This is a genomic window from Streptomyces sp. NPDC026062, assembly GCF_055568375.1.
On record NZ_JBVHOQ010000127.1, the window covers coordinates 1 to 1,503 of the forward strand.

Annotated in this window: 1 protein-coding gene; it reads left to right on the forward strand. The window is 71.1% G+C overall.

Annotation, left to right across the window (positions count from 1 at the left end; all coding sequences use genetic code 11):
• A partial coding sequence (locus tag ACZ4LX_RS38120) for a condensation domain-containing protein (protein ID WP_467652002.1) occupies window positions 1–1,503 on the forward strand: 1,503 nt, incomplete at both ends.

Genomic DNA, 1,503 nt, shown 5'->3' on the forward strand with positions numbered 1-1,503 from the left:
CGGAGAGTGTCGTCGTACCGCCCCATGCCATTCCTGAGGGCGCGCGGGCGATCACGCCGGAGATGCTGCCGCTGGTGGACCTGACCGCCGAGGAGGTCGAGCGGGTCGTCGCCACCGTCGAGGGCGGCGCGGCGAACGTCGCCGACATCTACCCCCTCGCCCCCCTCCAGGAGGGTCTGCTCTTCCACCACCTCCTCGCCGACGGCGGCGAGGACGCCTACGTCCTGCCGACGGTGCTGGAGTTCGACTCCCGTGAGCGGCTGGACGCGTTCGCCGGAGCGCTTCAGAAGGTCATGGACCGGCACGACATCCTGCGCACGGCCATCGTGTGGGAAGGCCTGCGCGAGCCGGTGCAGGTGGTGTGGCGGCACGCCGAGCTCCCCGTCGAGGAGGTACAGCTCGACCCGCACGACGCCGACCCGGTCGCGGGACTGCTGGCCGTCGGTGGCCTGTCGATGGACTTGGGCCAGGCACCGTTGATGACGCTGCACGCGGCGGCTGTCGCGGACGGCCGCCGGCTGCTGCTGGTCCGCGTGCATCACATGATCCAGGACCACACGGGCCTGGAACTCCTGCTGAGCGAGGTCGAGACGCTCCTCTCCGGCCGGGAGGAGGAGCTGCCTGCTCCGCTGCCGTTCCGCAACTTCGTGGCGCAGGCGCGTGACGGGGTGGAGCGGGCCGCGCACGAGCGGTACTTCGCCGAGCTGCTGGGCGACGTCGACGAGCCCACCGCACCGTACGGCCTGGTGGACGCCCACGGAGACGGCATGGACTCGGCGGAGGTACGGCGGGACGTCCCGTCGGTTCTCGGGGGCCGACTGCGCGACGCGGCGCAGCGGCTGGGTGTGAGCCCGGCCACGGTGATGCATGTGGCGTGGGCGCGGGTGCTGGGTGCGCTCAGTGGCCGGGACGACGTGGTCTTCGGCACGGTCCTGTTCGGGCGCATGAACGCCGGCGCTGGTGCGGACCGGGTGCCCGGTCCCTTCATGAACACCCTGCCGGTGCGGATGAGGGTGGAGGAGACCACCGCCCTGTCGGCGGTCGCGGCGATGCGTGACCAGCTGGCGGGTCTGCTGGAGCACGAGCACGCGCCACTTGTTCTGGCGCAGCGTGCCAGTGGTGTGCAGGGCGACGCGCCCCTGTTCACCTCGATGCTCAACTACCGCCACAACGTCGGCCTCAGCCGGGATGTCGCCGGGGTCGGCGAGGGCATGGGGGTGCTGTTCTCCCGTGAGCGCACCAACTACCCCCTGACCATGTCTGTCGACGACGACGGCGAGAGCCTGCGCCTCACGGTGGACGCTGTTGCTCCGATCGACGCGCAAGCTGTGCTGGCGATGGTGGGCACGGCTGTCGAGGGTCTGGTGTCCGCGCTGGAGGAGGCGCTGGAGGGTGGCGCGGACCGGTCGCTGAGCGCGGTGGATGTGCTGGGTGAGGCTGAGCGGCGCCGGGTTCTGGTGGAGTGGAACGACACGGCGGTTGAGATGCCGCGGGTCACTGTGC